This is a genomic window from Priestia sp. USM5, from assembly GCF_058323215.1.
The window spans coordinates 4,575,660-4,601,056 of the sequence record NZ_JBSGKN010000001.1 but is presented as its reverse complement, the minus strand read 5'-3'; the positions used below and the strand labels follow the sequence as shown (position 1 = coordinate 4,601,056).

The 25,397-nt window shown below is 37.2% G+C and carries 28 protein-coding genes and 1 rRNA gene; 28 read left to right on the top strand and 1 reads right to left on the bottom strand.

Annotated features, from left to right (window positions below; all coding sequences use genetic code 11):
• Positions 1-10 precede the first annotated feature (10 nt).
• The 11 genes from rrf (at position 11) to rsmI (ending at position 7,248) form a co-directional block, all read left to right on the top strand.
• Positions 11-126 (top strand): 5S ribosomal RNA (gene rrf / locus ACWATA_RS24220).
• A 138-nt stretch (positions 127-264) separates the two neighbouring features.
• On the top strand, positions 265-447 hold the full coding sequence (locus ACWATA_RS24215; RefSeq protein WP_013081329.1) for a sigma factor G inhibitor Gin: 183 nt from the start codon (positions 265-267) through the stop codon (positions 445-447).
• Between the two features lie 153 nt (positions 448-600).
• Complete coding sequence (locus tag ACWATA_RS24210) at positions 601-2,025, top strand: aminotransferase class I/II-fold pyridoxal phosphate-dependent enzyme (RefSeq protein ID WP_165635903.1); 1,425 nt, start codon at positions 601-603, stop codon at positions 2,023-2,025.
• A gap of 16 nt (positions 2,026-2,041) precedes the next feature.
• A complete protein-coding gene (gene tmk / locus ACWATA_RS24205) occupies positions 2,042-2,668 on the top strand; it encodes a dTMP kinase (RefSeq protein ID WP_028412632.1) in 627 nt (208 codons plus the stop codon).
• Positions 2,669-2,731: 63 nt separating this feature from the next.
• Complete coding sequence (gene darA / locus ACWATA_RS24200; RefSeq protein ID WP_013054845.1) at positions 2,732-3,061, top strand: cyclic di-AMP receptor DarA; 330 nt, start codon at positions 2,732-2,734, stop codon at positions 3,059-3,061.
• A 33-nt stretch (positions 3,062-3,094) separates the two neighbouring features.
• Positions 3,095-4,087 (top strand): DNA polymerase III subunit delta', encoded by a 993-nt coding sequence (gene holB / locus ACWATA_RS24195; protein ID WP_013054846.1) that lies wholly within the window; start codon positions 3,095-3,097, stop codon positions 4,085-4,087.
• A gap of 4 nt (positions 4,088-4,091) precedes the next feature.
• Entirely contained in the window at positions 4,092-4,919 is an 828-nt protein-coding gene (locus ACWATA_RS24190) for a PSP1 domain-containing protein (protein WP_013054847.1), read from the top strand.
• A gap of 14 nt (positions 4,920-4,933) precedes the next feature.
• Entirely contained in the window at positions 4,934-5,299 is a 366-nt protein-coding gene (gene yabA, locus ACWATA_RS24185) for a DNA replication initiation control protein YabA (RefSeq protein WP_013054848.1), read from the top strand.
• Between the two features lie 78 nt (positions 5,300-5,377).
• Positions 5,378-6,124, top strand: coding sequence for a tRNA1(Val) (adenine(37)-N6)-methyltransferase (locus ACWATA_RS24180; RefSeq protein ID WP_028412633.1), 747 nt, complete (start codon positions 5,378-5,380; stop codon positions 6,122-6,124).
• On the top strand, positions 6,111-6,398 hold the full coding sequence (locus tag ACWATA_RS24175) for a GIY-YIG nuclease family protein (protein WP_013054850.1): 288 nt from the start codon (positions 6,111-6,113) through the stop codon (positions 6,396-6,398). The genes ACWATA_RS24180 and ACWATA_RS24175 overlap by 14 nt, the downstream gene beginning before the upstream one ends.
• Complete coding sequence (gene rsmI, locus ACWATA_RS24170) at positions 6,376-7,248, top strand: 16S rRNA (cytidine(1402)-2'-O)-methyltransferase (RefSeq protein ID WP_473050204.1); 873 nt, start codon at positions 6,376-6,378, stop codon at positions 7,246-7,248. The genes ACWATA_RS24175 and rsmI overlap by 23 nt, the downstream gene beginning before the upstream one ends.
• A 32-nt stretch (positions 7,249-7,280) precedes the next feature.
• Here the strand turns inward: rsmI and abrB are convergent, their stop codons facing one another.
• Complete coding sequence (gene abrB, locus ACWATA_RS24165; RefSeq protein WP_170836841.1) at positions 7,281-7,571, bottom strand: transition state genes transcriptional regulator AbrB; 291 nt, start codon at positions 7,569-7,571, stop codon at positions 7,281-7,283.
• 566 nt (positions 7,572-8,137) lie between these two features.
• Between abrB and metG the strand changes: the two genes are divergently transcribed.
• The 17 genes from metG to mfd all read left to right on the top strand — a co-directional run bounded on the left by metG (position 8,138) and on the right by mfd (position 25,178).
• Positions 8,138-10,120: a methionine--tRNA ligase gene (metG, locus tag ACWATA_RS24160; protein ID WP_028412634.1), complete on the top strand. Its 1,983-nt coding sequence runs from the start codon at positions 8,138-8,140 to the stop codon at positions 10,118-10,120.
• A 71-nt stretch (positions 10,121-10,191) separates the two neighbouring features.
• The gene (locus tag ACWATA_RS24155; RefSeq protein ID WP_028412635.1) at positions 10,192-10,962 is read left to right on the top strand and encodes a TatD family hydrolase; all 771 of its coding nucleotides are present in this window, start codon (positions 10,192-10,194) and stop codon (positions 10,960-10,962) included.
• A gap of 223 nt (positions 10,963-11,185) precedes the next feature.
• A complete protein-coding gene (gene rnmV / locus ACWATA_RS24150) occupies positions 11,186-11,749 on the top strand; it encodes a ribonuclease M5 (protein ID WP_028412636.1) in 564 nt (187 codons plus the stop codon).
• A complete protein-coding gene (gene rsmA / locus ACWATA_RS24145) occupies positions 11,743-12,621 on the top strand; it encodes a 16S rRNA (adenine(1518)-N(6)/adenine(1519)-N(6))-dimethyltransferase RsmA (RefSeq protein WP_028412637.1) in 879 nt (292 codons plus the stop codon). The genes rnmV and rsmA overlap by 7 nt, the downstream gene beginning before the upstream one ends.
• Positions 12,622-12,698: 77 nt before the next feature.
• Positions 12,699-13,571, top strand: coding sequence for a sporulation peptidase YabG (gene yabG, locus ACWATA_RS24140; RefSeq protein WP_028412638.1), 873 nt, complete (start codon positions 12,699-12,701; stop codon positions 13,569-13,571).
• Between the two features lie 273 nt (positions 13,572-13,844).
• A complete protein-coding gene (veg, locus tag ACWATA_RS24135; protein ID WP_013054859.1) occupies positions 13,845-14,078 on the top strand; it encodes a biofilm formation stimulator Veg in 234 nt (77 codons plus the stop codon).
• Positions 14,079-14,272: 194 nt separating this feature from the next.
• Positions 14,273-14,443, top strand: a complete 171-nt coding sequence (locus ACWATA_RS24130) for a small, acid-soluble spore protein, alpha/beta type (protein ID WP_016762700.1) — start codon at positions 14,273-14,275, stop codon at positions 14,441-14,443.
• A gap of 193 nt (positions 14,444-14,636) precedes the next feature.
• Positions 14,637-15,506: a 4-(cytidine 5'-diphospho)-2-C-methyl-D-erythritol kinase gene (ispE, locus tag ACWATA_RS24125; RefSeq protein ID WP_013054861.1), complete on the top strand. Its 870-nt coding sequence runs from the start codon at positions 14,637-14,639 to the stop codon at positions 15,504-15,506.
• Between the two features lie 56 nt (positions 15,507-15,562).
• On the top strand, positions 15,563-16,384 hold the full coding sequence (gene purR, locus ACWATA_RS24120; RefSeq protein ID WP_473050203.1) for a pur operon repressor: 822 nt from the start codon (positions 15,563-15,565) through the stop codon (positions 16,382-16,384).
• A gap of 21 nt (positions 16,385-16,405) precedes the next feature.
• Positions 16,406-16,783 (top strand): RidA family protein, encoded by a 378-nt coding sequence (locus ACWATA_RS24115; RefSeq protein WP_013054863.1) that lies wholly within the window; start codon positions 16,406-16,408, stop codon positions 16,781-16,783.
• Between the two features lie 155 nt (positions 16,784-16,938).
• Complete coding sequence (spoVG, locus tag ACWATA_RS24110) at positions 16,939-17,229, top strand: septation regulator SpoVG (protein ID WP_013054864.1); 291 nt, start codon at positions 16,939-16,941, stop codon at positions 17,227-17,229.
• A gap of 194 nt (positions 17,230-17,423) precedes the next feature.
• Positions 17,424-18,803 (top strand): bifunctional UDP-N-acetylglucosamine diphosphorylase/glucosamine-1-phosphate N-acetyltransferase GlmU, encoded by a 1,380-nt coding sequence (gene glmU, locus ACWATA_RS24105; protein ID WP_014462060.1) that lies wholly within the window; start codon positions 17,424-17,426, stop codon positions 18,801-18,803.
• 18 nt (positions 18,804-18,821) lie between these two features.
• Positions 18,822-19,775 (top strand): ribose-phosphate diphosphokinase, encoded by a 954-nt coding sequence (locus tag ACWATA_RS24100; protein ID WP_014462059.1) that lies wholly within the window; start codon positions 18,822-18,824, stop codon positions 19,773-19,775.
• A 186-nt stretch (positions 19,776-19,961) separates the two neighbouring features.
• Entirely contained in the window at positions 19,962-20,591 is a 630-nt protein-coding gene (locus ACWATA_RS24095; protein ID WP_028412640.1) for a 50S ribosomal protein L25/general stress protein Ctc, read from the top strand.
• 139 nt (positions 20,592-20,730) lie between these two features.
• Positions 20,731-21,288 (top strand): aminoacyl-tRNA hydrolase, encoded by a 558-nt coding sequence (gene pth, locus ACWATA_RS24090; protein WP_028412641.1) that lies wholly within the window; start codon positions 20,731-20,733, stop codon positions 21,286-21,288.
• A gap of 59 nt (positions 21,289-21,347) precedes the next feature.
• Positions 21,348-21,578 carry an anti-sigma-F factor Fin gene (gene fin / locus ACWATA_RS24085; protein WP_013054869.1) on the top strand — a complete coding sequence of 77 codons (231 nt, stop codon included), beginning with the start codon at positions 21,348-21,350 and terminating at the stop codon, positions 21,576-21,578.
• A gap of 69 nt (positions 21,579-21,647) precedes the next feature.
• The gene (mfd, locus tag ACWATA_RS24080) at positions 21,648-25,178 is read left to right on the top strand and encodes a transcription-repair coupling factor (protein WP_048021886.1); all 3,531 of its coding nucleotides are present in this window, start codon (positions 21,648-21,650) and stop codon (positions 25,176-25,178) included.
• Positions 25,179-25,397 lie beyond the last annotated feature (219 nt).

Here is a 25,397-nt window from a genome sequence, read left to right as displayed (position 1 = left end):
CAATCTCTTGTCTGGTGGCGATAGCGAAGAGGTCACACCCGTTCCCATACCGAACACGGAAGTTAAGCTCTTTAGCGCCAATGGTAGTTGGGACTTTGTCCCTGTGAGAGTAGGACGTTGCCAGGCACTTGAAAAAAGACTAGCTATTTTAGCTAGTCTTTTTTTATTATTCACAAAGTATAAGCTATCTACATAAAATGGGGTAAATGAACTGCATAAAGAAGTTACATCTTGTCGATACTTATTTAGTGGAGGTGGAGAGTAATGGAAAAACAAATTAAAACATGTTCCGTTTGTCATGAACAGCATACAAAGGGTATTGAGGTGTTTTCCAGCTTTATATGCCAACACTGCGAGGTAGAGATTGTAGAGGTGGATTCATCTCATTTTCGTTATCAATTGTTAGTAAATCAATTAAAGAGAATATCAGGAGCGTTTTCTTACTAAAAGCCCTTTTTTATAAGGGCTTCTTTATATGGCTCAAAAAAATCATCTAAGTTTGTTATAATGAAAGAAAAATGAATTTTGATAGGAAAAATGCTTACATATTCTTTTATCAAGTTAACAATGTTATATTTACAAAAAGTAAGGAATGGATGTATGGATACATATTTACCTTTATATAACCGTTTAGTAAGGCATAGCGAAAAGAGGTCACTCTCTTACCACGTGCCCGGCCATAAAAATGGTCAAATTCTACCTTCACATATTCAGTCTTCTTACGCAGATTTTTTGCAATACGATCTAACGGAAATTAGCGGATTAGATGATTTACATGAAGCAGAATCTGTTATTAAAGAAGCACAAGAGTTAACGGCAAAGTTGTATGGAGTAGATGAAAGCTTTTTTTTAGTTAATGGTTCTACTGTAGGCAACCTCTCAGCAATTTTATCTCTTTGTCAAGAAGGAGATAAAATTGCTGTTCAAAGAGATTCTCATAAATCTATTTTTAATGCTATTACTTTATCAAAGGCATCACCTATTTTTTTAGCTCCTGAAATAGATTCAAAAACACATCTTAGTACAGGTGTATCCATTAAAACAATTAAAGCGGCTTTAGAGCGTTCTGAGGATATAAAAGCATTTGTATTAACAAATCCTACTTACTACGGGGTGGCACGAGATTTAAAGGAGACCATTGACTTTATTCATAGCTACAATATTCCTATAGTTATTGATGAAGCTCATGGAGCCCATTTTATTTTAGGCAATCCTTTTCCGTCGTCAGCTGTTACGTATGGAGCTGACCTTGTCGTTCAGTCAGCACATAAAACGCTACCAGCTATGACAATGGGTTCTTATTTACATATGCAGGGAACATTAGTGAATAAGCAAGCGGTGCGCCATTACCTACAAGTGCTTCAGTCAAGCAGTCCTTCATACCCTATTATGGCTTCTCTCGATTTGGCACGGTATTATCTGCAGCAGTTTACACAGCATGATATCGATAGAATGACTGACAATATTCATTCGTTTGTTGAAAAGATTAATAAGATTGATACACTTTCAACTATTAATGTGGAAACAGATCAAACTACTACCGACCTTTTGAAAATGACATTGACTTGTTCCGCGGCAACAGGATATGATTTGCAAAAGGAACTGGAAAAACAAGATATTTATACAGAACTAGCTGACGTTAACTATGTATTGTTTGTTCTACCGTTAAGCAGCAGTTGGGACTTTAATGATACAATTAAGCGGGTTAGACAAGCAGTAGCAAATATAAAGCGTAAGTCGTATGAAAAACCACTAATCAAACCATTTCGTTTTTCAAGGGCAACGGTTCTCCTGTCTATGGAAGAAAGAAAATTAAGGACAAAGCATATGTGTTCGTTTGAAGAAGCGATTGGGTGTGTAAGCGCACAATCTATTATTCCATATCCTCCTGGAATTCCTATTTTAATGGAGGGAGAAACGATTACGAGCAATCATATTGACTATATTTTGCATATTCAAAGGTTAAATGGTCATATTCAAGGCGGCTCTTGTATGGAAGAAGGAAAGATAGAAGTATTTAAATAGAGAAAGGAATTTATACATGTCAGGAACGTTTATTACATTCGAAGGGCCAGAGGGTGCTGGTAAGACGACCATCATCCATATGGTTCAACAAAAATTAATACAAGATGGCTATAACATTGTATTAACAAGAGAGCCTGGAGGCATACGAATTGCTGAACAAATTCGTGAAATCATCTTAAATCCATCTAACACGGAAATGGATGCCAGAACAGAAGCACTTCTTTACGCTGCGGCTAGGAGACAACATCTTGTAGAAAAAGTGATTCCTGAGCTAAATAAAGGGAATATAGTATTATGTGACCGTTTTATTGATAGCTCACTTGCTTATCAAGGAAATGCGCGGGGGATAGGTGTAGAAGATATTTTTGCTATCAATCAATTTGCTATTGAGCAAACGATGCCACAGGCCACTTTATATTTTGATATTGAGCCTGAGGTAGGATTAGAAAGAATTAATAAAGGTCGAAAAGATGAGATTAATCGATTAGATTTAGAATCCTTAGACTTTCATTACAAAGTACGAGATGGATATCTATCTCTTTTGAGTCAATTTCCAGAGCGTATTCGCCGAATTGATGCAAATCAATCCATTGAAAAGGTCTGTGAAGAAGCTTATAAACAGATACAATTGATTTTAAAATAAATACAGATGATTGTTATTCTTGCTATACTATTCTTAACAATAAAGTAAAATGAGGTGTTATTCATGAAATTAGTAATGGCCGTTATTCAAGATTCAGATAGCTCAAAGCTTTTAAATGCACTTGTAGAAAGAGGATTTCGTTCAACCAAATTATCAAGTACGGGCGGATTTTTAAAATCAGGGAATACAACAATTATGATTGGTACAGATGATCATAAAGTAGATGAAGTACTTGATATTATTAAGGGCCAATGTGAAAACCGCAGACAGATGATTTCTCCTGTGGCACCGATGGGTGGTAATGCAGATTCATACATTCCGTATCCTGTTGAAGTTGAAGTGGGCGGAGCTACAGTATTCGTACTACCAGTAGATCAATTTCATCAATTTTAAGAGAGAAGATTTTAAATAGAAAGTGATGATTGAATGGGAAATACATGGGAACAGCTTGAAGCTCTTCAGCCGAACGTATTAAAGATTTTGCAAAACAGCTTACTTAAAGAGCGAGTTGCTCATGCTTATTTATTTGAAGGAAGCAAAGGAACAGGTAAAAAACAAATTAGTTTTTTGTTTGCTAAAGCACTGTTTTGCCAAAATCCAGTTAATCATAGGCCATGCCATGAGTGCAGTAACTGCCGGCGAATTGATTCAGGTAATCATCCAGATATTCACTTGATTGAGCCAGCTGGTTTATCGATTAAAAAAGAGCAAATTCAATTCTTGCAATCAGAATTCACAAAAACCGGTGTTGAATCTAATAAAAAGTTATATATTGTGAATCATGTTGATAAAATGACAGTAAGCGCAGCAAATAGTTTACTGAAATTTTTAGAAGAGCCTGGCAACGGAACTTATGCAATTTTATTAACAGAAAATATACAGCGCTTATTAGATACGATTATCTCACGTTGCCAAGTAATATCATTTCGATCTCTTACACCAGAACAGTTAGCTGAAAAACTAGTAGAAAATGGCCTTTCCGCAGTAGATGCGTCCATCTTGTCTAATTTAACAAACAGCATTGATGAAGCAATTGAATTAAGTAAAGATGAATGGTTTGGACTTGCAATAAAGTTAGTGATACAATTATATGAAGTGTTAACAACGAGACCTCAACAAGCTCTTCTTTTTATTCATGAAAAGTGGGTAACACATTTTAAAGAAAAAGAACAAGCTCATATTGGTTTAACTTTATTGATGCTTCTTTACCGTGATTTGTTGACGCTGCAAGTTGGACAAGAGTCTAAAATCGTCTATCGTCATAAAATAGAAGAATTAAAACAGCAAGCTCTTCAGACAACGCAGGAAAAAGCGATTTATCGCTTAGAGGTTATCTTGAAGGCCAAAAATAAATTAAATTCAAATATGAATCTACAGTTATTAATGGAACAGCTGGTGTTGGATTTGCAGGAGGGATAAAAGCTTGTATGATGTAGTAGGCGTTCGCTTTAAAAAAGCGGGAAAAATATATTATTTTGACCCTGGAGAACTTACAATTCCAGATGGTGAGTTTGTTATTGTAGAAACAGTTCGTGGTGTTGAATTTGGCAGAGTGGTTATTAACAAAAAACAAGTAAGTGAACATGATGTCGTGCTTCCTTTGAAAAAAGTAATCCGCATTGCTGAACAAAAAGACAGGCTGATTGTGGATGAAAATAAACAAGCTGCTAGAGAAGCGTATGACGTATGCGTGCAAAAAATTCAATCACACGATTTAGATATGAAGTTAGTAGATGTAGAATATACGTTTGATCGTAATAAAGTCATTTTTTATTTTACAGCAGACGGCCGTATTGATTTTAGAGAGCTAGTTAAAGATTTAGCTGCTATTTTCCGTACGCGAATTGAGCTTCGTCAAATTGGTGTACGAGACGAGGCAAAACTGTTGGGTGGGATAGGTCCTTGTGGACGTATGCTATGTTGCTCAACGTTTTTAGGTGATTTTGAGCCGGTTTCTATTAAGATGGCCAAAGACCAAAACCTATCGCTTAATCCAACGAAAATTTCTGGTTTATGCGGACGTTTGATGTGTTGTTTAAAATATGAAAATGATGAGTATGAAACGGCAAAAGAACAGCTTCCTGATATAGGCTCAACAATTAAAACTTCAGATGGTTCAGGACGTGTAGTAGGTTTGAATATTTTGGAAAGAATTATTCAAGTGGAACTGTCAGATCACGAACAAATTTTAGAGTATACTCTGGATGAGATCAATAATGAAGGTGCTGTTTCGTTTCAAGCCACAGATTAACGAGGTGGGCAAAGGTGGATAAAAAAGAGATTTTTGATTCGGTGACAAACATGGAGGAACAAATTGGTCATTTATATAAGCAGTTAGGTGAGTTGAAAGAGCATCTTGCTGAGCTAATTGAAGAAAATCATCATCTGCAAATAGAAAATGATCATTTGCGCCGTCGCCTTGACCAGACAAACTTCGAAACGAAGCTGAAAAATAGACATTCAAAAGCAAGCGCTCAAACAAAAGAGCAAAAACAAATTGATATCGGAGAAGGATATGACAATTTGGCTCGCCTTTACCAAGAGGGTTTTCATATTTGTAACATTCATTATGGAAGTGTGCGTAAAGATGGAGACTGTTTGTTTTGCTTGTCATTTTTAAATAAAAAGTAACAACACCTCTCCCTTTTGGAGAGGTTCTTTTTATGAGTAAAAGATGTAAATAATAGATGTACAAGGAGAAGAACGATTATGGTTGAGTTATATGGAGATGAACGTTTAGATTATCTATTAGCCGATGAGGAAATGCGCATTATTCAAAGTCCATCTGTCTTTTCCTTTTCATTGGATGCTGTGCTTTTATCTCACTTTGCTTATGTCCCAATTCGTAAAGGCAACTTGGTTGATTTATGTTCAGGAAACGGTGTAATCCCACTGTTTTTATCTAAACGAACAAAGGGAAAAATCATTGGTGTAGAAATTCAAGAGCGGCTACATAGTATGGCACAAAGAAGTATTGCGTATAATCAGCTGGATGGGCAGATTAAAATGATACATGGTGATTTAAAAAATGCACCTCAAGAACTGGGTTATGGAAAATATGATGTTGTAACATGTAATCCTCCTTATTTCACCACATCCAATAAAGAAGAAATAAATGAAAACGAACACTTTGCAATCGCTCGCCACGAAATTCATTGTTCGTTGGAAGATGTGATTAGAGCCAGTAGTCAACTAGTTAAGCAAGGCGGAAAAGTAGCATTGGTTCACCGTCCAGGGAGACTATTAGATATCGTTACGTTAATGAGGCAATACCGTTTAGAGCCAAAGAGACTTCAGTTTGTCTATCCTAAAGATGGGAAAGAAGCAAATACACTTTTAATTGAAGGTACGAAGGATGGAAGTCCAGATTTAAAGATTCTTCCTCCGCTGGTGGTCTACCAAGATAATGATGAATACACGGACGAATTAAAAAGGATTTTATATGGAACAGAATAATCATTATTTTTATGTAGTTGAATGCAAGGACTGTACGTATTACGCTGGTTACACGAATAATTTGCAAAAACGTATTTCTGTCCATAATGAAGGGAAAGGGGCAAAATATACGAGAGCAAGAAGGCCTGTTTCATTAATTTGGCATGAGGTGTTTACTTCTAAAACAGAAGCTATGCAAAAAGAGTATTGGTTCAAACAGTTAAGCAGAGTGCAAAAACAGGCTTACATTCGAAGGGAGCAAGAAAAGCAGAATGAAATCACAAAAAAGTTATGATGTATCGAATGAACGAGGCGTTTTATATTTAGTTCCCACTCCTATTGGAAACTTAGAGGATATGACATTTCGTGCGATTCGAATTTTAAAAGAAGTTGATTATATTGCCGCAGAAGATACGAGACAAACGAGAAAACTATGTAACCACTTTGAAATCGATACGCCTATTACAAGTTATCATGAACATAATAAACATACAAAAAGTGAACAGCTGTTAAGCGACTTGGACAGTGAAAAAAATATTGCTTTAGTAAGCGACGCGGGTATGCCCTGTATTTCAGATCCTGGTTATGAGTTAGTGGTAGCTGCCGTTAAAGAAGGATATACGGTTGTTCCGCTGCCGGGGCCTAACGCAGCATTAACAGCTTTAATTGCTTCTGGTCTACCTACAGGGCAGTTTTATTTCTATGGATTTTTAAACAGAAATAAAAAACAGCGTAAAGAACAGCTTCAAGAGCTTCAGTATATTAAAGAAAGCATGATATTTTATGAAGCCCCTCATCGATTAAAAGAAACGCTAAAGAGTATAGAAGAAATTTTAGGGAACCGATCTATTGTGTTATGTAGAGAGTTAACCAAACGCTATGAAGAATTTTTAAGAGGAAGCGTATTAGAAGCAATTGAATGGACAAATGCCACAGATATTAGAGGGGAATTCTGCTTAATTCTTGAAGGGACAAATGAAGAAGCGCCAGATGAAAGTAATCTATGGTGGGAACAGCTCACCATTATCGAGCACGTTGATCACTATGTAGAAGAAGGACTTTCAAACAAAGAAGCGATTAAGCAAGTGGCAAAAGACCGAGATGTATCAAAACGAGACATTTATAGTGAATATCACGTACATTAAAAAAAGCTGTCTATCATAGACAGCTTTTCGTTTTATTTAGAAGCTTGTAAAGAATCTTGAAGTTCTTTCATGATTTGTTCTGCACCTTCACGGCTTAGAATTAATTTGCCGCTAGCAAGTTGAATGTTATCATCAGATACTTCACCTGTTACTTGGCAAGTCATGTTTGGTTTATATTTTTTTAAGATGATGCGCTCTTCATCTACATAGATTTCTAGAGCATCTTTCTCTGCAATTCCTAATGTACGACGTAATTCAATTGGAATTACTACGCGTCCTAATTCATCAACTTTACGAACAATACCTGTAGATTTCATGTTAATCGTTCTCCTCTCAATGATCATTTTTCTATGTTATTACTTTCGTCATTATTCGACAATTTCAACGTACTTTCATAATACCAGCGTTTCCAAAACTAGTCAATCATTTTATATGTAAAAAAATGTAGCTGGGAAAAAATTTTTTCCCCGACTCGTTTAGAAGCTAATTGTGACCGTCAGTCAAGGAATGACAAGGGGTTTCATTGGAAAAAAGATTAATCGCCTAAATAGCTTGATATTAACTATTTTGAAGATAGGGTAAATATAATTCGACATAAAACGACAAAATTAGACCTATTTGTCGTTTTTATCAAAGTGACTTTTTGAATGGGGGTATATTTTATATAAAAATAGGGCGAAGCTGATACAATTAACAGGATTATTTTTTGGGAAAATAAAGATTATTTAAAAATGAAGTGAATCCGTCATATTCCCGTGTATATAGGAAGAGAATGTTTTGAAATTATCATGTAAAATAGTATGATAGATAGTAGAATAAGAAGACAGGGTTTATATGATTACATCCATATAAATCAAAATGTTGAAATGGAATGTTGGAGGTTATGAACATGGCAGATGGAAATAATACATTTTACATTACTACGCCGATTTATTATCCGAGTGGTAAATTACATATAGGGCACGCATACACGACGGTAGCGGGAGATGCAATGGCTCGTTATAAACGTTTGAGAGGGTTTGACGTACGTTATTTAACAGGTACGGATGAACATGGTCAAAAAATTCAGCGAAAAGCAGAAGAGAAAAACGTGACACCTCAGCAATACGTAGATGATATTGTCTCTGGAATCAAAGAGCTGTGGGATAAGATGGATATTTCGTATGACGATTTTATCCGTACAACAGAACCAAGACATAAAGAAATCGTGGAAAAGATTTTCGCGCGCCTTTTAGAACAAGGTGATATTTATCTTGATGAGTATGAAGGTTGGTATTCAGTTCCCGATGAGACGTACTATACAGAGCATCAACTAGTAGATCCAATCGTTGAAAATGGAAAAGTTGTAGGTGGGAAAAGCCCGGATAGCGGACACCCTGTAGAGCTCGTTCGAGAAGAGTCCTATTTCTTTAAAATGGGGAAATACGTAGATCGTTTACTAGCTTTTTATGAAGAGAACCCTTCATTTATTCAACCGGAGTCTCGTAAAAACGAAATGATCAATAATTTTATTAAGCCGGGTCTTGAAGACTTAGCTGTTTCTCGTACGACGTTTGATTGGGGGGTAAAAGTTCCAGGTAACCCAAAACACGTTATTTACGTATGGATTGATGCGCTTTCTAACTATATCACCTCTCTTGGGTATGATACTGAGAATGATGAAAACTATCGAAAATACTGGCCGGCTAACGTACATTTAGTAGGAAAAGAAATCGTACGTTTCCATACCATTTATTGGCCAATCATGTTGATGGCACTTGATTTGCCACTTCCTAAGAAAGTATTTGCTCACGGCTGGTTATTAATGAAAGATGGAAAGATGTCGAAGTCAAAAGGGAATGTAGTAGACCCAGTGACATTGATTGACCGCTATGGGTTAGATGCCCTTCGTTACTACTTGCTTCGTGAAGTTCCATTCGGTTCAGACGGTGTATTCACACCAGAAGCGTTTGTTGAACGTATTAACTTTGACTTAGCAAATGACCTTGGCAACCTAGTTAACCGTACAGTGGCGATGATTAATAAGTATTTTGATGGTGTTATTCCGACTTATGAAGGAAATGTAACAGAGTTTGATGCACTTATCGTACAAGCTCAAAAAGATACAGTGAATAAATATGAAGAAGCGATGGAGGATATGGAGTTTTCAGTGGCTCTTGCTTCTATCTGGCAATATGTAAGCCGCACGAATAAATACATTGATGAAACGCAGCCTTGGGCGTTAGCAAAAGATGAGAATAAGCGTGCAGAACTTGCTTCCGTTATGACACATCTAGCTGAATCAATTCGTCACATTGCGGTATTACTACAGCCATTCTTAACACGTACACCTGAGAAAATTTTTGCTCAGATCGGTGTAAAAGAAGATGTGTTAAAAACGTGGGAAAGCACGACGCGCTTTAATATGCTTAAAGAAGGCACAAAAGTAGAAAAAGGTGAGCCAATGTTCCCTCGTCTAGATCGAGAAGAAGAGGTAGCGTTTATTAAAGAGCAGATGCAAGGAAGTGCTCCGAAGGAAGAAAAACCTGTTGTGAAGGAAGAGCCTTCTGAAGAGATTACGATTGATGATTTCATGAAAGTAGAGCTTCGTGTAGCGCAAGTTACGCAAGTAGAACCAGTTAAGAAGGCAGATAAACTATTAAAGCTGCAGCTTGATCTTGGCTATGAAAAACGCCAAGTTGTATCAGGTATTGCCAAGTTTTATAAGCCTGAAGAATTAGTAGGTCGCAAAGTAATTTGTGTAACCAACTTAAAACCTGTAAAATTGCGCGGCGAACTATCACAAGGAATGATTTTAGCCGGTGAAGATGAGAATGGTCTTTCACTAGCAAGCGTAGATCAAAACTTAGCAAACGGCACGAAGATAAAATAAGTATAGTTAAAAGGGGTGTTTCACGTGTAACATGCGAGGACCCCCTTTTATTCATGGAAAGGATCGATTAGATGTTATTTGATACACATGTTCATTTAAACGCAGAACAGTATGAAGACGATTTGCAAGAAGTAATTAATCGCGCGTTAGAAAAAGGTGTTCAAAACATGGTGGTTGTTGGATTTGATGAACCTACCATTAAAAAAGCTATTCAAATAGCTGAAACGTACGACTTTATCTATGCTAGTGTAGGCTGGCATCCAGTAGATGCAATTGATATGACGGATGAGCATTTAGCTTGGATTGAAGAGTTAGCTCAGCATCCGAAAGTTGTGGCTTTAGGAGAGATGGGATTAGACTATCATTGGGATAAATCACCTAAAGAGGTTCAAAAGGACGTATTTCGCCGTCAAATTCGCTTAGCGCGCAAAGTGAATTTACCTATCATTATTCATAATCGTGATGCCACCGAAGACGTGGTAACCATTTTAAAAGAAGAGCACGTAGAGGAAGTAGGAGGTATTATGCATTGCTTCACGGGTAGTATTGAAGTAGCGAAGCAGTGTATGGATATGAATATGTATATTTCTTTTGGTGGACCTGTTACATTTAAAAATGCAAAAAAACCAAAAGAAGTTGCTGCAGAACTTCCTTTAGATAAACTATTAATTGAAACAGACTGTCCTTATCTAACTCCTCATCCATTCCGCGGCAAGCGCAATGAACCTGGTTATGTGTCATACGTAGCGGAGCAAATTGCAGAGTTAAAAGGCATAACGTATGAAGAGTTGGCTGATATTACAACAGCTAACGCTAAAAAACTATTTGGCATTAATGATTAAAACTTTTTCCCATATAACAATCATTTTCGTGTTAAAGTAAAGATAGGCGCAGAGGAGAATGTTATCCTCTGCCTTTTTCAGTTAAAATAACAGATAGATGCTTTTTAATTTAGTTGATAATAAGATAAAACGTTGATTTCATAGAAGAAAAATGATGTGAGTAACGAGCATTTCATTTTTACTGAAAAGCAAATGAACAAAACTGAATGTTTTGGAGGAAGAAATGAAGATTAAAGAAATTATTGTAGTAGAAGGTCGGGACGATACCGTAGCGATTAAACGTGCAGTGGATGCGGATACTATCGAGACAAATGGATCAGCTGTAAATGAAGAAACCATTGAAAAAGTAAAATTAGCTCAAAAAACAAGAGGCGTAATTATTTTTACAGATCCAGATTATCCAGGACAGCGAATTCGAAATATTGTTTCAGAACGTGTTCCAGGATGTAAACATGCATTTTTAGATAAAGAAGAGGCTCGCCCTAAAAACGGCAAAGGTATTGGAGTTGAACATGCTTCTATTGCGTCTATTCAAAAAGCACTAAAAGATGTAAAGCAAGAGTGGGTAGAAGCAGATATGGAGATTTCTCAAGAGGATTTAATCGTAGCTCGTTTGGTAGGAGATAGTAAAGCCAAGTCTCGACGTGAAAGAATAGGAAAGTTATTAAAAATAGGCTATGCCAATGGAAAGCAGCTTCATAAACGATTACAGATGTTCCAAATTTCAAAAGAGGAGTTTATCAAAGCTGTTGAGCAGATAAATAAGGAGGAAAAGGAATCGTGTTAAAAGATATTGCAACGCCTAATCGAACCAAGGAAATTTTAAAGAAATACGGTTTTACATTTAAAAAGAGTTTGGGACAAAATTTTTTAATTGATACGAACATTTTACATCGCATTGTTGATCATGCAGAAATAACAGAAGAAACGGGAGCAATTGAAATTGGACCCGGTATCGGAGCGTTAACTGAACAGCTAGCAAAGCGCGCAAAAAAAGTACTGGCATTTGAAATCGACCAGCGTCTGCTTCCGATTTTAGCCGACACTCTTTCTCCTTACCCAAATGCAAAAGTTATTCATCAAGATGTGTTAAAAGCGGATTTAAAAGAGACGCTCGAACAAGAATTCGAAAACATAGAAGATTTAATGGTCGTTGCGAATTTACCGTATTACGTGACGACACCCATTTTGATGAAATTATTAGAAGAGCAAATTCCGGTACGGGGAATCGTTGTTATGCTTCAAAAAGAAGTTGCCGACCGTATAGCAGCTAAACCGGGAACAAAGGAGTACGGTTCACTTTCTATTGCGATTCAATACTATACAGAGGCTGAGACGGTTATGATTGTGCCTAAAACAGTATTTAATCCGCAGCCTAATGTAGATTCAGCTGTTATTCGGCTGCTGAGAAGACCGAAGCCAGCGGTAGAAGTACAAGATGAAGCATTCTTCTTCCAAGTTGTACGAGCAAGTTTTGGACAGCGCCGAAAAACCATTTTAAACAATCTAGTGAACAACTTGCCAAATGGGAAACAGAAAAAAGCGGACATTGAGCAAGCACTTGCAACTGCTGAAATTGATCCGAAAAGAAGAGGCGAAACGCTGTCTATTCAAGAATTCGGAGCGTTAAGTGACCAACTTTTAAAATCATTTCGCTAAATCATCACATTTTTATCATGAAGTCATAGGCTATGAAGAGAATTTATTTTTGAAGTAGCAAAGACGGAGTGAAGCATATGAACATCAAAATTGGTGATATAGTTACACGACCTTCTTATCAAAGAGATTTGCTTTTTCGTGTTATAGCTATTAATGACAGCGAAGCGGGGAAATATGCGACTTTAATAGGAGAAGACGTTCGGTTGATTGCCGACGCTCCTTGTACAGATTTAGAGGTTGTGGATGCTAAAGAACAGGATCAAAGAAAAAAACAAGAAGAAGAACTTTTAGAAAGATCCTTGGAGCTTATTCAACAGGATTATCGGCTCGTTCGAGAGAAAACTGAATATAGTATGACTAATGGATACAGCCATTCACATCGCTTGTTTCAAATTCCTGGAAAGGTCCTGCACGTAGACGGAGACCCTAATTATTTACGTAAATGTTTGTTGGTTTATGAAAAAATTGGTGTTCCTGTTTATGGTGTTCATTGCGTAGAGTCAGAGATGCCGGAGAAAGTTGGAAAGTTAATTGAGGATGTAAGGCCTGATATTCTGGTGCTGACAGGGCATGATGCTTATTCCAAAGGAAAAGGAAATAAGGATGATCTTCTTGCTTATAGACATTCCAAGCACTATATTCGAACAGTCCAAGAAGCAAGAAAAAGAGTTGGTAATTTAGATCAGCTGGTGATTTTTGCAGGTGCCTGTCAATCGCATTTTGAATTATTGATTCAAGCTGGAGCAAACTTTGCTAGTTCACCTTCGCGTGTAAATATTCATGCGCTTGACCCCGTGTATGTAGTAGCAAAACTAAGTTTTACTCCTTTCACGGATCGTATTAATGTATGGGACGTCTTACGTAATACATTAACGGGTGCTAAAGGTTTAGGAGGAGTAGAAACAAAAGGGCTGCTTCGCACGGGCATGCCTTATGAAAGCGATGAGTAGAAATAAAAACAACTGGTTACAGCATGTACACGCATGATGTGCAACCAGTTGTTTTTTCGTATGAAGCCAAAGTATACGCTGAATTTCACAAAATCATTTTCAATATTTGCTAAAGATATACATATTTCGTTAAAAAACGAGCATACTAACAGCGAAATGTAGATTCATGTTGAAAATTATTTATTGACACAATTAGAGATAGATTGTTATAATTTTATGTTTTTGACTATTTTTCTAACATGTGTTACACTATACATAGTGAGGTGGACCAATATGGCGAAAACTTTGTCTGATATTAAGCAAGCGCTGGATTTGCACCTAGGCCAACGATTAACTTTAAAAGCAAACGGTGGTCGTAGAAAAACAGTAGAACGTTCAGGTGTATTAACAGAAACGTACCCATCTGTTTTTATCGTTGAATTAGATCAAGAGGAAAACTCTTTGGAGCGCGTTTCGTATAGTTACGCAGATGTGTTAACGGAAACAGTGCAACTAAAATTTTTCTAAGAATGACATAGGCAATATAGCAAGTGGTGATGAGCAGTGGACATTGGTTTACTGCTTTTTTATTGGTCTTTTTTTCAAATTATATATAAATTATTTTTTATACATACTATACATATCGTCCTCGCATTTTCATGTATAAAGAGCGAGGAGATTCAGGTTGGAATTTCATTTTATACGTAAAGGAGCCATGTGCAATGTCAAGGCGTAGAGGGATTATGTCATCGAAGCTGAAAGAAGAACTGGCTAAAGAACTTGGTTTTTACGATACTGTACAAGCAGAAGGTTGGGGCGCTATTCGGGCAAAAGACGCAGGCAATATGGTGAAGCGAGCAGTGGAGCTTGCACAGCAGCAGCTAAGGCAATAGTGAAAATCAATGCTTATGCGATTATTTAAAGTGAAATGAGGAAAACCGAAGTGTATAACCGCTTCGGTTTTTTTGTCCCAAAATGAAAGATAAAACAGAGGATTAAACAAAGATGTTTAAATGAACAGCTATATCTTGTTCATTTTATGATAAAATAGCGTTAAACTCGATAAGATGAAGTAGGTGAAGTAAGTTGAAATTAATGGTGAAAGCACCGGCTAAAATAAATTTGTCACTTGATGTGTTACATAAACGCCCAGATGGTTACCATGAAGTTAAGATGATTATGACAACAATTGATTTAGCGGACAGAATTGAACTTTCTGATCGTGAAGATGGACGAATTGTTATTTATTCTCATAATCGCTTTGTTCCAGATGACCAGCGAAATCTCGCTTATCAGGCAGCGCAGATTTTGAAGCGACGTTATAACATTTCAAAAGGTGTAAATATATTAATTGATAAACATATTCCAGTAGCTGCTGGATTAGCTGGAGGCAGCAGTGACGCGGCTGCTACATTACGCGGTTTAAATACGTTATGGGAATTAGGGTTATCATTAGACACACTTGCAGAAATAGGGGCTGAGATTGGCTCTGACGTATCTTTTTGCGTGTACGGAGGGACAGCTCTTGCTACAGGGCGCGGAGAGATTGTAGAGCATATTGAGGCACCTCCAAGCTGCTGGGTGATTTTGGCTAAGCCTGAAATAGGTGTTTCTACAGCAGATGTATATCGAAACTTAAAAATTGAGGAAATGGATCATCCTAAAGTAGATGAGATGGTTCACGCCATACAATCAGGAAATTATGATCAAATGTGTAGCCTTGTCGGAAATGTATTGGAAGCAGTAACGCTGAAAATGCATCCGGAAGTAGCTCTCATTAAAGAACAAATAAAGCGTTTTGGCGCCGATGCTGTACTCATGAGTGGCAGTGGGCCAACTGTATTTGGACTTGTACAGCATGATTCACGTATGCATCGCATTTATAATGGATTACGTGGCTTTTGTGATAAAGTTTATGCAGTTAGGTTACTAGGTGAACGAATAACGCTTGAATAAATCCGTATGTTAATGTTATATTTACATTACAATATTCGGATTTTCAGGAGGATGTTATGAAGTTTCGACGTAGTGGACGATTAATTGATATGACCAACTATTTCATTCAAAACCCTCAGCGCCTTATCCCTCTTACGTATTTTGCAGATAAATATGATTCCGCAAAATCATCTATTAGCGAAGATATGGCCATTATTAAACAAACTTTTGAACAGCAGGGTATCGGAACTTTGGTTACGCTACCAGGGGCTGCCGGCGGAGTTAAATTCATTCCAAAGATGACGAATGAAGAAGCCGGTCAGCTTGTTCAAGAATTATGTGGGTTGATTGAAAAACCTGAGCGTTTATTGCCAGGTGGATATTTATATTTAACTGATATTTTAGGGAACCCCCGCGTTGTGAATAAAATCGGTCGCTTGTATGCATCGCTTTTTGCTAACCGCAAAATCGATGTGGTGATGACTGTAGCAACAAAAGGTATTCCTATTGCGTATGCGGTTGCTCAGTATTTAGACGTGCCCGTTGTTATTGTGCGCAGAGACAGTAAAGTAACTGAAGGATCGACCGTTAGTATTAACTACGTGTCAGGTTCATCTAAGCGCATTCAAACGATGCTGTTAGCTAAGAGAAGTTTAGCGGTGGGGTCAAATGTACTCATCATTGATGACTTCATGAAAGCCGGCGGTACGGTAAATGGAATGGTTAGTTTGCTTGAAGAGTTTGATGCAACTGTTGCTGGTATTGGAGTTTTAGTAGAATCAGAAGATATTGAAGAACGTTTAGTGGATGAGTATGTGTCTCTTGTACAATTAACAGATGTAAATATTAAAGAAAAACAAATTCGTGTACAGGAAGGCAATTACTTAAAATATATTTGATCAAGTAAGGGAGAGGAACATATGTTACAGGTTCAAACAAAAAATGCACCGCAAGCTATTGGTCCATATTCACAGGGAATTGTTGTGAATAACTTGTTTTACAGTTCAGGTCAAATTCCACTTCGTCCAGATGGTACGTTGGTCGAAGGCGATGTTCAAGTACAAGCTACTCAAGTATTTGAAAATCTAAAAGCAGTTCTTGAAGAAGCAGGAGCTTCTCTAAATACAGTTGTAAAGGCAACCGTGTTCATTAAAGATATGAACGACTTCGCAGCATTAAATGAAGTCTATGGTGACTACTTCGGCGACCATAAGCCGGCACGTTCATGTGTAGAAGTAGCGAGACTACCTAAAGATGTACTTGTTGAAATTGAAGTTATTGCGCTTGTTAAAGGGTAATTAAATTAACAAATTTCTAACAAAAAGCAAGTAACTTCCAATTGTTCACTTTTTTTGCGAAAATTTTCTAAAAATTTTTTCTGAATAGCAGGAAAACACAAAATTCTGTGGAATTAAGTATGTAAAGCTTCGCATAGAAAAAGGTGGTGAACAAGATGGAAGTAACTGACGTAAGATTACGCCGCGTGAACACTGAAGGACGTATGAGAGCGATTGCTTCAATCACATTAGATGGTGAATTTGTTGTTCATGATATTCGTGTGATTGATGGTAATAATGGCTTATTTGTAGCCATGCCAAGTAAACGTACACCGGATGGTGAGTTCCGTGATATTGCACATCCAATCAATTCAAATACTCGCGGAAAGATTCAAGATGCTGTTTTAGCAGAATATCATCGTTTAGGTGAGGTAGAAGTTGAATTCGAAGAAGCGGGTGCTTCGTAAACATATGATACATTAAGAGTCTACTGAAAAGTAGGCTCTTTTCTTTTTGATTACCGCTTATATAATTTCACACCTTTGTAAAACTTTAGCATTACCAAAAAATAAAATTCATGACTTATAAATGATTCCTTGAAATGCTGTCATTTTTGATATAATATTCTTAATGGATAAAAAGGTAAAATTGGAGGCCTGTTATGTCAAAAAGATATGCAGTCATATTGGCAGCTGGTCAGGGTACACGTATGAAGTCATCTTTATATAAAGTGTTACACCCTGTGTGTGGCAAACCGATGGTGCAACACGTAATTGATCAGTTATCACGCTTAGATTTAACAAATTTAATTACAGTTGTAGGTCACGGTGCCGAAAAAGTGAAATCACATGTTGGAGATAAAAGCTTATTTGCTTTACAAGAAGAGCAGTTAGGAACAGCTCATGCAGTAATGCAAGCAGAATCTTTACTTGCACATGAAAAAGGTACGACAATTGTTGTATGTGGAGATACTCCGCTTATTACAGCTGAAACAATTGAATCTTTATTAAAGCATCATGAAGCAACAAATGCAATGGCAACTATTTTAACGGCTCATGCAGAAGATCCAACAGGATATGGACGCATCATTCGAAATGAACAAGGCTCTGTTGAAAAGATTGTTGAGCATAAAGATGCCACAGAACAAGAGCGTCTTGTACAGGAAATTAATACTGGTACGTACTGTTTTGATAATGAGAAATTATTTGAGACACTTTCAAAAGTTTCAAATGATAATGTACAGGGAGAGTACTATTTACCTGATGTTATCGAAATTCTAAAAAATGAAGGTCAAATTATTTCTGCATATCAAACATCCGATTTTGCTGAAACATTGGGCGTTAATGATCGATTTGCTCTGTCTCAAGCAGAAGAAACAATGAAAAAGCGTATCAACAAGCAGCATATGTTAAATGGAGTGACGATTGTGGATCCTTCTAACACGTACATTTCAGCAGATGCTGTCATTGGCAGAGATACGGTTATTTATCCTGGTACGGTTATTCAAGGAACAGTTGTAATTGGAGAGAACTGTGAAGTAGGACCTAACAGTGAAATTAAAGACTGCAAAATAGGTAATAATACTTCTATTCGCCATTCTGTTGCTCACGATAGTGAAATTGGTCACGAAGTCACAATTGGCCCATTTGCACATATTCGTCCTCAATCATTAATTGGAGATGAAGTGCGCGTAGGAAACTTTGTAGAAATTAAAAAAGCATCTTTTGGCAAAGGTAGCAAAGCTTCTCATTTAAGTTATATTGGAGACGCAGAGGTCGGAAAAGGTGTAAACTTAGGGTGCGGATCTATTACAGTTAACTACGATGGGAAAAATAAATTTTTAACAAAGATTGAAGATGGGGCATTCGTAGGATGTAACTCAAACTTAATTGCACCTGTAACAATTGGTGAAGGCGCCTATGTTGCAGCTGGTTCAACCGTAACGGATGATGTGCCAGGAAAAGCATTATCAATTGCTCGTGCGAAACAAGTAAATAAAGAAAACTATGCTGAAAAGCTTGATATTAATAAAAAATCCTGACGGAGGTTTCACAATAAAATGTCAAATGTATATGCTGATGAAAATTTAAAGTTATTTACGCTAAATTCAAACAAGGCTTTAGCTGAAGAGATCGCAAAAGTAATTGGTGTGGAATTAGGTAAATGTTCGGTTGATCGTTTCAGTGACGGTGAAATTCAAATTAACATTGAAGAAAGTATCCGTGGTTGTGATGTATTTATCATTCAATCAACAAGTGCTCCAGTTAACGAACACTTAATGGAATTATTAATTATGATTGATGCATTAAAACGTGCATCAGCTAAAACAATTAACATCGTTATGCCTTACTATGGCTATGCTCGTCAGGATCGTAAAGCTCGTGCACGTGAACCAATCACTGCCAAATTAGCAGCAAATATCATTGAAAAAGCGGGAGCTACTCGTATTATCACATTAGATTTACATGCTCCTCAAATTCAAGGTTTCTTCGATATTCCAATTGACCATTTAGTAGGTGTTCCAATTTTAGGTGAATACTTCAAGAGTAAAAATCTTGATGACGTTGTTGTTGTATCTCCGGACCACGGTGGCGTAACGCGTGCTCGCCGTTTAGCGGAACGTCTAAAAGCGCCGATCGCTATCATTGACAAACGTCGCCCACGTCCAAACGTAGCAGAAGTTATGAACATTGTTGGACAAGTGGAAGGGAAAACAGCAATCTTGATTGATGACATGATTGATACAGCTGGTACAATTACAATTGGTGCAAGTGCATTAATTGAAGCAGGTGCAAAAGAAGTATATGCTTGTTGTACACACCCAGTTCTTTCAGGCCCTGCGATTGAGCGTATTCAAAACTCTACAATCAAAGAGCTAGCTGTAACAAACTCTATTGCTTTAACAGAAGATAAGAAAATTGGTAAAGTAACAGAACTTTCAGTAGCTCCGTTAATTGGTGAAGCGATTATTCGTGTTCACGAAGAGCAATCAGTTAGTACGTTATTTGATTGATAAACAGAACCTCTTTCCATTTGGAAAGAGGTTTTTTTGAAAAAAATTAAATGGGCTAATCCTTGGTTTTAAAGGGATTTGGACGGGATGAGCAAAGATATATTGCTGATTGAAACGAGTTTTATGTTTAGCAGCCTTCTAAAAAGGGTACATTTTAAGTAGAAAACATACTGGAAGGTGAATAAAATGAGTATTTCAATTCAAGCAAATAAAAGAACGGATTTCAAAAATTCTACAAATAGAAAAATTCGCGACGAAGGAAACTTCCCAGCGGTTGTTTACGGAAATAAAACAGAATCCACGCCTATTTACTTAAACAGTGCTGATTTTATTAAGACTATTCGTGAAGCAGGACGCAATGGAGTGTTAACATTACAAGTGGACAAGCAAAAATATTCCGTAATGTTACATGATATTCAAACCGATCCATTAAAAAACGAAATTGTCCACGCCGATTTCCAAGTGGTCGACATGAAGAAAGAAATTGATACTGAAGTTTCTTTATCTCTAGTAGGAGAAGCAAAAGGAACAAAAGAAGGCGGCGTATTACAGCAGTCTCTATATGAAATTTCATTAAAAGGCTTGCCGCAAGATATCCCATCATCTATTGATGTAGATGTATCAGATTTGGGAATTAACGATACAATTACAGTAGGGGATATTAAGGTAGATAAAAAGCTAGAAATTACGCATGATGCAGAAGATACAGTTGCTTCTGTACTACCTCCTCAACAGGAAGAAGAGCCGGATAGCGGCGAAGTTCAGGATGCTGAAGGCGACGTTGAAGCAACAAAAGAAAAAGATAGCGAAGAATAATATAAAAAGACGTAACCAAAAGGTTACGTCTTTTTGTGTGAATTGATTATAATAAAAGTGATACTATATAGTAATGTAAAACATTAAAGACATTTACCTATTATGTACAACTTACATAGAGTGGAAAGGAGTATCTATTTTGAAATTAATCGTTGGTTTAGGGAATCCTGGAAAAGAATATGACCGTACTCGTCATAACATAGGATTTATGGCAATTGATAAAATTGCCGAACAGTTTATGATTTCATTAGATAAAACAAAGTTTAACGGAATATATGGAACAGGTATAATAAGAGGAGAAAAAGTCATATTATTAAAGCCTCTAACATATATGAATTTATCAGGAGAAAGTATTCGCCCGTTAATGGACTATTTTGATATAGACGTCGAAGACTTGCTTGTTATTTACGATGACTTAGATTTGCCGTGCGGAAAAGTAAGATTGCGTACAAAAGGAAGTCCAGGCGGCCATAACGGAATAAAATCAATTATTCAGCATTTAAAAACCCAAGAGTTTAACCGAATTCGTATTGGGATTGATCGTCCGAAAAACGGTATGAAAGTAGTTGACTATGTACTAGGGCGCTTTACAGAAGATGAAATGGTTCATATGGAAGAAGCGATGAAAACGTCTGTGCACGCGAGTGAAGACTTTTTAGGTCAAACGTTCTTAGAAGTAATGAATCGCTATAATTAAGCAGAATAAAATTTCTCTCAATCGTCCATACTAACACTAAAAGATTTGGGAGGATTTGTATGTCTATTCATTATTTCTGTAGACATTGTGGCGCAAAAGTCGGTATGATAGAAAAGACAGCTCACAATACAGAAGCACTCGGTTTTAATCACCTGACCGCAGATGAACGAAAAGACTTTATTCACTACCATAATAGTGGAGACATCGTGGTTAAAATTATTTGTGAAGACTGTCAAGAAGCGCTAGAACGAAATCCAGACTATCATCAGTACGAAACATTTATACAATAAAAAGCTTTGGTCTCAAACCAAAGCGTTTTTCTGTTTAGTTTAGACATATCATGGGAGGAGGGAATTCCTTTGCGAGGGATTAGACAGCAATTTGAAGAAAATAAAGAAATTGGAGCTGTTGTCAGCAGTTTAGAAGAAGGTTTGAAAGAACAGTTAGTAACGGGAATTTCCGGTTCAGCTCGATCTGTATTAATGGCACTCTTAAATGAGGATAAAAAATACCCCTTATTAGTAGTGACTCATAATTTATATCAAGCCCAAAAAGTGTATGAAGACCTTTTGCACCTTTTACCGGAAAAAGACGTTTTCTTATACCCTGTTAACGATTTAGTTGCTACAGAAGTGGGGATTGCAAGTCCAGAATTAAAGGCTCAGCGAATTGAAGTACTCAATTATTGGAGTCAACATACAGGTGGAGTAGTTGTAACCCCGCTTGCAGGAATTCGAAAGCTGCTGCCTCCTAAAGCAAGATGGGAGCAAACGCAGCTGCCGTTTCAAATGGGAATTGACATCGACGTTGATCATTATTTAAAAAGGTTAGTTGAGTTGGGTTATGAGCGGGCATCGATGGTTTCAGCTCCGGGTGAGTTTAGTGTGCGCGGAGGAATCATTGATATTTATCCGTTAACAGAAGAGCTACCTGTCCGAATTGAACTATTTGATACCGAGATCGATTCCATTCGTACTTTTACAATTGAGGATCAACGCTCTCAAGAACAGTTAAAAGAAATTTCAATCGGCCCTGCTACGGAAATCATTGTGAACCAAAATGAAGTGGCCCAAGGAATTGAAGAACTAGAAGCACAGCTGGCTTCGACGCTGCAGCAAGTGAAAAACGCAGCGCTAAAAGCTACCTTAACAGAAAATATTAAAGGTGAAATTGAACAGCTGCGTCAAGGTCAACTTCTTGAAAATATGTTCAAGTATTTATCATTCTTTTACGAATCGCCTGCTAGTTTACTAGATTATTTACCAGAAGGTGGCCTTGTCATCTTTGATGAAACAACTCGAATTCAAGAGACGTCTGATCAGCTTGAAACAGAGGAAGCTGAATGGATAACAGAATTATTAGGACAGGGGCAAATTGTTCGAGATGTTCAATTATCTCATAAGCTCCCATCTCTTATTCAGCGAGCAAAACATCAGTTTTTATACTTATCGTTATTTTTGAAGCACGTATCGTATACGAGTCCGCAAAATATTATTAATATTTCATGTAAGCAGATGCAGCAGTTTTACGGCCAAATGAACTTATTAAAAAGTGAAATTGAACGTTGGAAAAATGCTAATTATACGGTAGTCCTCTTAGGAGCAGATAAAGAGCGCGTGAAAAAACTCGAAGGGGTGCTAGCAGATTATGATATTGATTCATCTATTTTAGATGGAAATGGTCAGCTTGTGCCAGGTCTTGTTCAAATTATTGAAGGCGATTTACAAATGGGCTTTGAACTGCCGATGCAAAAATTAGCAGTTTTAACCGAGGAAGAATTGTTTAAAAAACGGATCAAGAAATCAAAGCGTCGTCAAAAGCTTTCCAATGCAGAGCGTATTAAAAGCTATTCAGAGTTAAACGTAGGTGACTATGTCGTTCACGTGAACCACGGTATTGGCCGTTATTTAGGAATGGAAACGTTAGAGATTAACGGTAATCATAAAGATTATATCCATATCAAATATGAAGGCTCTGACAAGCTGTACGTTCCTGTTGAACAGATTGATCAAGTACAAAAATATGTAGGCTCTGAAGGGAAAGAGCCGAAAGTATATAAACTTGGCGGAAATGACTGGAAGAAAGTGAAACGAAAAGTTGAGTCTTCTGTTCAAGACATCGCTGATGACTTAATTAAACTGTATGCAGAGCGCGAAGCAAGTAAAGGTTATGCATTTTCCCCGGATGGCGATTTACAGAGAGAATTTGAAACAGCTTTCCCTTATCAAGAAACCGAAGATCAGCTTCGTTCTGTACAAGAAATTAAAAAGGATATGGAACATGAAAGACCAATGGATCGTCTGCTTTGTGGAGACGTTGGATACGGAAAAACAGAAGTAGCCATTCGTGCTGCGTTTAAAGCTGTGACAGATGGAAAACAAGTGGCTATTTTAGTACCAACCACTATTTTAGCTCAGCAGCATTATGAAACCATCCGTGAGCGTTTTCAAGACTACCCAATTAATATTGGGCTATTGAGCCGCTTTCGCAGCCGTAAACAGCAGCAGGAAACAATTAAAGGGCTAAAAAACGGGACCGTAGATGTAGTGATTGGTACACATCGTTTACTATCTAAAGATGTGATTTATAAGGATTTAGGGTTGTTAGTTATCGATGAAGAGCAACGTTTTGGTGTAACGCACAAGGAAAAAATCAAGCAAATGAAAGCAAACGTTGATGTCCTTACACTTACAGCAACACCTATTCCACGAACATTACATATGTCTATGTTGGGTGTAAGGGATTTGTCTGTTATTGAAACGCCGCCTGAAAATCGTTTTCCGGTTCAAACATATGTAGTGGAGTATAATCCGGTTCTAGTTCGTGAAGCGATTGAGCGTGAGTTAGCGCGTGATGGCCAAGTTTACTTTTTATATAATCGCGTAGAAGATATTGAACGAAAAGCAGAAGAAATTTCGATGCTCGTGCCTGATGCTAGGGTAACGTATGCCCACGGAAAAATGAATGAAACAGAACTCGAAGCGGTTATCTTAAGCTTTTTAGAAGGCGAATATGACGTGATTGTGAGTACAACTATTATCGAAACAGGAGTAGATATTCCAAATGTAAATACGCTCATTGTCAACAATGCTGATAAGATGGGATTATCACAACTGTATCAATTAAGAGGACGCGTAGGTCGTTCAAATCGCGTGGCATATGCGTACTTTACGTATCATAAAGACAAAGTACTGACAGAAGTAGCTGAAAAGCGTCTGCAAGCTATTAAAGAATTCACCGAATTAGGTTCTGGTTTTAAAATTGCTATGCGTGATCTTTCAATACGTGGCGCCGGAAACCTACTGGGTGCTCAGCAGCATGGATTTATCGATTCTGTCGGTTTCGATCTCTATTCACAAATGCTTAAAGAAGCGATAGAGGAAAGACGCGGGTCTGACGGAGAAAGTGTGAAATTTAATGTGGAAATGAACCTGGACTTAGACGCGTATATCCCTGATCAGTACATTACAGACGGCCGCTTGAAAATTGAGATGTATAAGCGCTTTAGAGGAATTGAAGCGCTAGAGGATATTCAAGAACTGCAAGATGAAATGATTGATCGTTTTGGAGAGTATCCGGCTGAGGTTGAGTATTTGTTTAAAGTAGCTGAAACAAAAGTATATGCAACGCAGAACCTAGTAGAATCTATTCTTCAGTCAAAACAAGAAATTTCTATTCTGCTTTCTGAAGAAGCGAGCTCAACGATAGACGGCCAAAAATTATTCATGCTAGGTGATCAATTTGGCAGAATGGTCAGCTTAGGTATGGAAGGCAAGAAAGTAAAATTAGTGGTTAACGTAAAAGGACTTGCTCAAAAAGAATGGCTCAATATTGTGTATCAGTTAGTAAAAGGAGTAGCCACTGTTAAAAAAGAACAAGTTACGAATTAAAAAGAAGGCTCATTTTTGAGCCTTCTTTTTATATAGCCGAAATAAAAATGTCCAAATCCCCATGTTTTGGCGGTTTTTTGGACATTTTTTTAATAAAAGCACACTTTTTAACAAAAAAAGAGATGGTTGGTGAATAGAAGTTGTAGAGTGAAGAATACTAACCTCAACAAAGGTGAACCTTTTATCATATAGCCATCAGTGATATTCACCAACTATTTT

What these genes read in the sequence shown, in the direction of transcription:
- ACWATA_RS24215 (WP_013081329.1), top strand. Translation starts at nt 265, where the DNA reads ATGGAAAAACAAATTAAAACATGTTCCGTTTGTCATGAACAGCATACA.
- ACWATA_RS24210 (WP_165635903.1), top strand. Translation starts at nt 601, where the DNA reads ATGGATACATATTTACCTTTATATAACCGTTTAGTAAGGCATAGCGAA.
- tmk (WP_028412632.1), top strand. Translation starts at nt 2,042, where the DNA reads ATGTCAGGAACGTTTATTACATTCGAAGGGCCAGAGGGTGCTGGTAAG.
- darA (WP_013054845.1), top strand. Translation starts at nt 2,732, where the DNA reads ATGAAATTAGTAATGGCCGTTATTCAAGATTCAGATAGCTCAAAGCTT.
- holB (WP_013054846.1), top strand. Translation starts at nt 3,095, where the DNA reads ATGGGAAATACATGGGAACAGCTTGAAGCTCTTCAGCCGAACGTATTA.
- ACWATA_RS24180 (WP_028412633.1), top strand. Translation starts at nt 5,378, where the DNA reads ATGGTTGAGTTATATGGAGATGAACGTTTAGATTATCTATTAGCCGAT.
- ACWATA_RS24175 (WP_013054850.1), top strand. Translation starts at nt 6,111, where the DNA reads ATGGAACAGAATAATCATTATTTTTATGTAGTTGAATGCAAGGACTGT.
- rsmI (WP_473050204.1), top strand. Translation starts at nt 6,376, where the DNA reads ATGAAATCACAAAAAAGTTATGATGTATCGAATGAACGAGGCGTTTTA.
- metG (WP_028412634.1), top strand. Translation starts at nt 8,138, where the DNA reads ATGGCAGATGGAAATAATACATTTTACATTACTACGCCGATTTATTAT.
- ACWATA_RS24155 (WP_028412635.1), top strand. Translation starts at nt 10,192, where the DNA reads ATGTTATTTGATACACATGTTCATTTAAACGCAGAACAGTATGAAGAC.
- rnmV (WP_028412636.1), top strand. Translation starts at nt 11,186, where the DNA reads ATGAAGATTAAAGAAATTATTGTAGTAGAAGGTCGGGACGATACCGTA.
- yabG (WP_028412638.1), top strand. Translation starts at nt 12,699, where the DNA reads ATGAACATCAAAATTGGTGATATAGTTACACGACCTTCTTATCAAAGA.
- veg (WP_013054859.1), top strand. Translation starts at nt 13,845, where the DNA reads ATGGCGAAAACTTTGTCTGATATTAAGCAAGCGCTGGATTTGCACCTA.
- ACWATA_RS24130 (WP_016762700.1), top strand. Translation starts at nt 14,273, where the DNA reads ATGTCAAGGCGTAGAGGGATTATGTCATCGAAGCTGAAAGAAGAACTG.
- purR (WP_473050203.1), top strand. Translation starts at nt 15,563, where the DNA reads ATGAAGTTTCGACGTAGTGGACGATTAATTGATATGACCAACTATTTC.
- ACWATA_RS24115 (WP_013054863.1), top strand. Translation starts at nt 16,406, where the DNA reads ATGTTACAGGTTCAAACAAAAAATGCACCGCAAGCTATTGGTCCATAT.
- spoVG (WP_013054864.1), top strand. Translation starts at nt 16,939, where the DNA reads ATGGAAGTAACTGACGTAAGATTACGCCGCGTGAACACTGAAGGACGT.
- glmU (WP_014462060.1), top strand. Translation starts at nt 17,424, where the DNA reads ATGTCAAAAAGATATGCAGTCATATTGGCAGCTGGTCAGGGTACACGT.
- ACWATA_RS24100 (WP_014462059.1), top strand. Translation starts at nt 18,822, where the DNA reads ATGTCAAATGTATATGCTGATGAAAATTTAAAGTTATTTACGCTAAAT.
- ACWATA_RS24095 (WP_028412640.1), top strand. Translation starts at nt 19,962, where the DNA reads ATGAGTATTTCAATTCAAGCAAATAAAAGAACGGATTTCAAAAATTCT.
- fin (WP_013054869.1), top strand. Translation starts at nt 21,348, where the DNA reads ATGTCTATTCATTATTTCTGTAGACATTGTGGCGCAAAAGTCGGTATG.